Below are 5,525 nucleotides of genomic sequence, written 5' to 3'. Positions count from 1 at the left end.
GGTGAGGGGTGCGCGTGATCCGAAAAACCCGCACCCCTCACCCCAGCCCTCACCCGAACGGGAGAGGGGGAACGGTCGCGGGTCCGGTGTCGGCTCGCCGTCAGTGCCTCCGCTCCACATCCATCCTGAGCCCGTGCTCCGGCCGCAGCGTCACGCGGTGGAGGGGGATCACCGGCGCGTGGTCGGCGGGCAGGGAGAGGCGCACCGCGTGCACGATGTGCGCGAGGGCGATGACCTGCTCCTGCAGGGAGAAGCTCTGCCCGATGCAGACCCGCGGGCCCGCGCCGAAGGGCAGGTAGGCGAAGCGCGGGATGGCCGCGCGCGCCGCGCCGTGGAACCGGTCCGGCACGAAGGCGTCCGGGTCGTCCCACAGGGTGCGGTGGCGGTGCAGCACGTAGGGCGCCACCATCACCAGCGAGCCGCGCGGGATCTTGATGCGCCCGATCCGGTCCTCCGCGATGGCCTGCCGGCTCATGAAGGGCACGGGCGGGAACAGCCGCATGGCCTCCTCCATCACCGCCTTCGCGAAGGGCAGGTTCGCCACCGCGAACCCGTCCGCGCCCGCGGCGGCGTCCACCTCCGCCTCGAGCCGCGCGCGGGCGGCCTCGTCCTGGGACAGGCAGTAGAGCGCCCAGCCCAGCGCGTTCGCCGTGGTCTCGTGGCCGGCCGCGATGAAGGTGACGATGTTGGCCTTCACCTCGAGGTCGGTGAGCCCCTGCCCCGTCTCCGGGTCCTGCGCGGCGAGGAGCAGCGTCAGCAGGTCCTGCGGCGCCTCGCCGGCCCGCATCAGCCGGCGGCGGCGCTCGATCAGCTCGTCCACCACCTCGGCGAAGAAGCGGATCGCCGGGCGCGCCCGCAGGCGCCCGATCCGCGGCACGACGGCCGGCACGCCGAACACGTCGAGCGGGTCGATCGGCCCCACCGCCTCCAGGAAGCGCGTGATGGCGCGCCCGAGCGCGTCCGGGTTGCTCGGCAGGCCGTGGGTGAAGATCGTCCGCTCCAGCACGTCGAGGGTGACCCGCGTCATCTCCAGCGCCACGTCGACGCGCTGGCCCCCGCGCCGGGCGAGGCGCCGGGCGATGCGCGCGCCGGCCGCGTTCATGGCGGGCGCGAAGCCCTCGACGGTGCGGGCGTTGAAGATCGGCGCGAGCGTGCGCCGCTGCAGGCGCCACTCGTCGCCCTCCGCCGTCAGGAGGCCGTTGCCGAGGCCCGGCGCCAGCACCCGGCGCTGGAGGTCGTCCTTGCGGTAGTTGCGGGCGTTCTCCACGAACAGGTAGCGGATCAGGTCCGGATCGCTGACCACGGTGACGCGCCCCATCGCGCCCTCGCCCGCGACGACCGGCAGGGCGAAATGGTCCTCCATCCAGGTCGTGATGGGGTTCGCGCGGGCGGCCCGCAGGAAGGCGAACAGCCCCATCGGCTCCCGCAGCGGCGGCGGGACCCTGGGGCGGAAGCGCGCCTCCGGCGCGGGCGTCGTCAGGCTCTGCATGCAGGCTCGATCCGGTTTCCCGGCCCCGGACAGGCGGAGCCGTTTGTCAGGCGCCCCGAAAAGCGCCATCGCGATTTGCGGTCGCCTGCCGTAAGTAGGTGCGCTGCAAACAGAGACGTAGAGGCCACGATGTCGCCGCAGACCGAGACCGCCACCCGCACCGAATCCGACACGTTCGGGCCGATCGAGGTTCCGGCGCACCGCTACTGGGGCGCGCAGACCCAGCGCTCGATCCAGAACTTCCGGATCGGCGTCGAGCGGATGCCGGCCCCGCTGGTGCACGCGCTCGGCCTCGTGAAGCAGGCGGCGGCTCTCGTGAACAAGGATCTCGGCGTGCTCGAGCCGCGGATCGCCGACGCCATCGCCGCCTCGGCGGCCGAGGTGGTCGAGGGCCGCCACGACGACGAGTTCCCCCTCGTCGTGTGGCAGACGGGCTCGGGCACGCAGTCGAACATGAACGCCAACGAGGTGATCGCCAGCCTCGCCAACGAGCGGCTCGGCGGCCAGCGCGGCGGCAAGTCGCCGGTCCACCCGAACGACCATTGCAACCGCGGCCAGTCCTCGAACGACACCTTCCCGACCGCCATGCACATCGCGGCGGCGCGCGAGATCAACGACCGCCTGATGCCGGCGCTGACGCACCTGCACGGGGCGCTCGACGCCAAGGCCAGGGCGTTCGAGGGCATCGTGAAGATCGGCCGCACGCACCTGCAGGACGCGACCCCGGTGACGCTCGGCCAGGAATTCTCCGGCTACGCGGCGCAGGTGGCGCTCGGGGGCGCGCGCGTGGCCGCGACGATGCCCGGGCTCCTCGCGCTGGCGCAGGGCGGCACCGCGGTCGGCACCGGCCTCAACGCCCACCCGAAATTCGCCGACGCCTTCGCCGCGAAGGTGGCGGAGCTGACCGGCCTCGGCTTCACCTCGGCGGAGAACAAGTTCGAGGCGCTGGCGAGCCACGACGCCCTCGTCTTCGCCCAAGGGGCGCTCTCGGCGCTGGCCTCCGGCCTGTTCAAGATCGCCAACGACATCCGCCTGATGGGATCGGGCCCGCGCTCGGGCCTCGGCGAGATCTCGCTGCCCGAGAACGAGCCCGGCTCCTCGATCATGCCCGGCAAGGTCAACCCGACCCAGGCCGAGGCCCTGACGATGGTCTGCACGCAGGTGATCGGCAACGGCACCACCGTGTCCTTCGCGGGCAGCCAGGGCCATTTCGAGCTGAACGTGTTCAAGCCGGTCATCGCGAACGCGGTGCTGCAGTCGATCCGCCTCCTCGCCGACGCGGCGGTGAGCTTCGCGGACAATTGCGTTGTCGGCATCAAGCCGAACGAGGACCGGATCGGCGACCTGATGAGCCGCTCGCTGATGCTCGTGACCGCGCTCGCGCCGACGATCGGCTACGACAAGGCCGCCGAGATCGCCAAGACCGCGCACAAGAACGGCACCACCCTCAAGGAGGAGGCGCTGCGCCTAGGCCACGTCACGGAGGCGGAGTTCGATCGCGTGGTCCGTCCGGAGGACATGCTGGCGCCGGGCGCCGAATAGGTCCAGCATCGCGCGGGCCGCGGGAGGCTTCCGCGCCGCGCCCCGACACGAGGAGGCAGGCATGGGCGAGATCATCAACCTCCGCCAGGCCCGGAAGAGCCGGGAGCGCGCCGCCAAGGCCGAGGAGGCGGCGCAGAACCGCATCCTGTTCGGGCGCCCGAAGAAGGCCCGGACGCTCGCCGAGGCCCGCAAGACCCTGGAGCGCGACCGCCACGAGGGCCACCGCCTGGGCGGCGACGACCCGGAGGCATGACGACGGGCGTCGCCAAGCGCTCGGTGATGATCGCGGGGCACCGCACCAGCGTCTCGCTGGAGGAGCCCTTCTGGGACGCGCTGCGCGACATCGCGCGGGGCCGGGACCTGTCGGTGCAGGCCCTCATCGGCGAGATCGACGCGGGCCGGGGCCAGCAGAACCTTTCCTCGGCGATCCGGGTGTTCGTCCTGGCGGCCGCCCGCGGCGAGCGGGCCTGAGGCCGCCCTGAGCCGGCGCCCACCTAGGACAGAGGCGTCTCGAAAAGCGTCCGGCGGGGCGGCGTCGGACGGCGGATATGGAGAAGGCTGGCCGAGGCCGGCGCTCCGAAGGTCCGGCGGAAGTCGTGCGCGAAATGCGGCTGGTCGGCGAAGCCGGCCGCGTGGGCGGCCGCCGTGAAGTTCGAGCCGGCGACGATCTCCGCGATCGCCGCGCGCATCCGCAACCAGGCTCGGTAGCGGCGCACGGGGACGCCGGTCTCGCGCGTGAAGAGGTGCTGGAACCGGGAGATCGACAATCCGGCCTCCGCAGCGAGGATCGTCGCCGTCGCCGCGCACGAGAGACGCGCCATGCGCTCGACGGCGCGCACGATCCTGGGATCGAGCGAGTGGTCGTCGCGGCGGCGCGCGAAGGCGATCAGGTCCGCGAGGGCCGGCGCGGCCATATCGGCGCCCGTGCCGCTCTCGAAGACTTCCCTGAGCAGGCCCGCGCCCTCGGGCTGGCCGATGAGGACACCGTCGATCTCGCTCGCGCCCCGCAGCAGCCGCGAGAGCCGTCGATGACCCATGGCGCCCGGTTCCACGTACAGCACCGCCAGCGGGTTGCCGCCGACGTCGAGTTCGTGCGCGGTGCCGGCCGGTATCATCGCAGCCCGGCATGTCCGCCAAGGGCGTTCACCCAGGCGCAGGCCGAAGGGACCCTGCAGCCCGGCCAAGAAGACCGGCGCGCCGTGCTGATGGCTCGCGTTGTAGCGGAGCGGCCCGGTGAAGAAGGTGTGCGCCCCCTCGACATGCCAGAGCGGCCCCTGGGCCGGATCGGCAGCACGTTCGTACAATCCGCCCCCCTCCCCGGCTGCTAAGCCCGAGCGCTGCCGCTCCGCAAGCATAGGCCGCAGGACGGCGCCGGGAAGGGGGATGATCCGATGAACGGACCGACACGCAGGCAGCTCACCACCGCCGGACTCGCCGCAGCCGCGGTTGCACGCACGCCGAGTCCTGCCACCGCGGCCGATGCAGGCGGCTGCTCGGCGGTGGCACTCCATCGGTTCCGGCTGGGCCGATTCACCGTCACGATGCTTCTCGACGCGTCGCCGCTGATCGAGGGCCCTTGGCCGATCGTGGGAGAAGACCGGCCGCGCACGGAAATGGCGGCGCTGATGCGCGAGAACCGCCTGCCCCCCGACCGCTTCCGGCCGGGATTCACGCCCGTCCTCGTCGAGACCGGCCGGCAGCGCGTTCTGTTCGATACCGGGAACGGCGCCGTCGGCTTCGTGCCGCGCCCGGCCGGTGGGCGGCTTCGGGAGCGCTTGATGCAGGCCGGATGCATGCCGGACAGCATCGATGTCGTGGTGCTCACCCACTGTCACACCGATCACATCGGAGGGCTGATGGACGCCGGCACCCGCGTCTTTCCGAACGCACGCATCGTGGTCGGAGCGGCGGAGCACGCCTTCTGGTCGACCGATGCGCCACTCGCGGCGCCGCCGGAGAGCAACGAGCACAAGTCGGCGCTCGTGTTTCGCAGCCATCTGCTGCCCCTCGGCGGCCGCACGGAATTGATCGCGGCCGGAGCGGAGATCGTCCCCGGTGTCACCGCGCTCGCGGCCGGCGGACACACGCCGGGCCATCTCGCCTTCCACGTCGAGAGCGAGGGGCGTCGCCTTCTGATCTGGGGCGACTGCGCCCACCACGAGGTTGCATCGCTCGCCCGACCCGACTGGCATGCCCTGTTCGACATGGACAAGGAAGAAGGGGCCGCGACCCGGCGGCGGATCTACGACATGGCCGCGAGCGAGGATCTCGTGGTCGCCGGCTATCACACCAGCTTTCCGTCGCTCGGTTACGTCGTCCGAGCGGGCGCCGCCTACCGCTGGATTCCCGTGACCTATCAGCTCGACCTCTGAGGCCCCTCGCTCCGGCGCGGCACCTCTTTTCCGTTCGGCAGAGACGGGGTGATAGATCAGGTCTATCCGGAAAAGGCGCACCCCTCACCCGGTGCTCTGACGCGCACTTGACCTCTCCCGAA

6 protein-coding genes are annotated in these 5,525 nt (G+C 71.9%); 4 read left to right on the top strand and 2 right to left on the bottom strand.

The window, feature by feature from the left end:
* Nucleotides 1-100: 100 nt before the first annotated feature.
* Nucleotides 101-1,489: a cytochrome P450 gene (locus tag MOX02_RS07430; protein WP_147025176.1), complete on the bottom strand. Its 1,389-nt coding sequence runs from the start codon at nt 1,487-1,489 to the stop codon at nt 101-103.
* 129 nt (nt 1,490-1,618) lie between these two features.
* Between MOX02_RS07430 and fumC the strand changes: the two genes are divergently transcribed.
* From fumC to MOX02_RS07415, 3 genes are all read left to right on the top strand, one after another.
* Nucleotides 1,619-3,031 (top strand): class II fumarate hydratase, encoded by a 1,413-nt coding sequence (gene fumC, locus MOX02_RS07425; protein ID WP_147025175.1) that lies wholly within the window; start codon nt 1,619-1,621, stop codon nt 3,029-3,031.
* A gap of 61 nt (nt 3,032-3,092) precedes the next feature.
* A complete protein-coding gene (locus tag MOX02_RS07420; protein ID WP_147025174.1) occupies nt 3,093-3,284 on the top strand; it encodes a DUF4169 family protein in 192 nt (63 codons plus the stop codon).
* Nucleotides 3,281-3,502, top strand: coding sequence for a ribbon-helix-helix domain-containing protein (locus MOX02_RS07415; RefSeq protein ID WP_147025173.1), 222 nt, complete (start codon nt 3,281-3,283; stop codon nt 3,500-3,502). Before MOX02_RS07420 ends, MOX02_RS07415 begins: the two co-directional genes overlap by 4 nt.
* A gap of 23 nt (nt 3,503-3,525) precedes the next feature.
* Here the strand turns inward: MOX02_RS07415 and MOX02_RS07410 are convergent, their stop codons facing one another.
* On the bottom strand, nt 3,526-4,335 hold the full coding sequence (locus MOX02_RS07410; RefSeq protein WP_238179900.1) for a helix-turn-helix domain-containing protein: 810 nt from the start codon (nt 4,333-4,335) through the stop codon (nt 3,526-3,528).
* A gap of 87 nt (nt 4,336-4,422) precedes the next feature.
* On the opposite strand from MOX02_RS07410, the gene MOX02_RS07405 reads away from it, so the two are divergent.
* Entirely contained in the window at nt 4,423-5,403 is a 981-nt protein-coding gene (locus tag MOX02_RS07405) for an MBL fold metallo-hydrolase (protein WP_147025171.1), read from the top strand.
* Nucleotides 5,404-5,525 lie beyond the last annotated feature (122 nt).

The organism is Methylobacterium oxalidis (assembly GCF_007992195.1).
Lineage (GTDB): Bacteria > Pseudomonadota > Alphaproteobacteria > Rhizobiales > Beijerinckiaceae > Methylobacterium > Methylobacterium oxalidis.
The sequence above is the reverse complement of the archived record's forward strand: the minus strand, read 5'-3'. Positions and strand labels throughout refer to the sequence as shown.

Bases quoted from the DNA above. Each gene is read 5' to 3' on its own strand.
- MOX02_RS07415 (WP_147025173.1), top strand. From the start codon at position 3,281: ATGACGACGGGCGTCGCCAAGCGCTCGGTGATGATCGCGGGGCACCGC.
- MOX02_RS07405 (WP_147025171.1), top strand. From the start codon at position 4,423: ATGAACGGACCGACACGCAGGCAGCTCACCACCGCCGGACTCGCCGCA.
- MOX02_RS07430 (WP_147025176.1), bottom strand. From the start codon at position 1,489: ATGCAGAGCCTGACGACGCCCGCGCCGGAGGCGCGCTTCCGCCCCAGG.
- MOX02_RS07420 (WP_147025174.1), top strand. From the start codon at position 3,093: ATGGGCGAGATCATCAACCTCCGCCAGGCCCGGAAGAGCCGGGAGCGC.
- fumC (WP_147025175.1), top strand. From the start codon at position 1,619: ATGTCGCCGCAGACCGAGACCGCCACCCGCACCGAATCCGACACGTTC.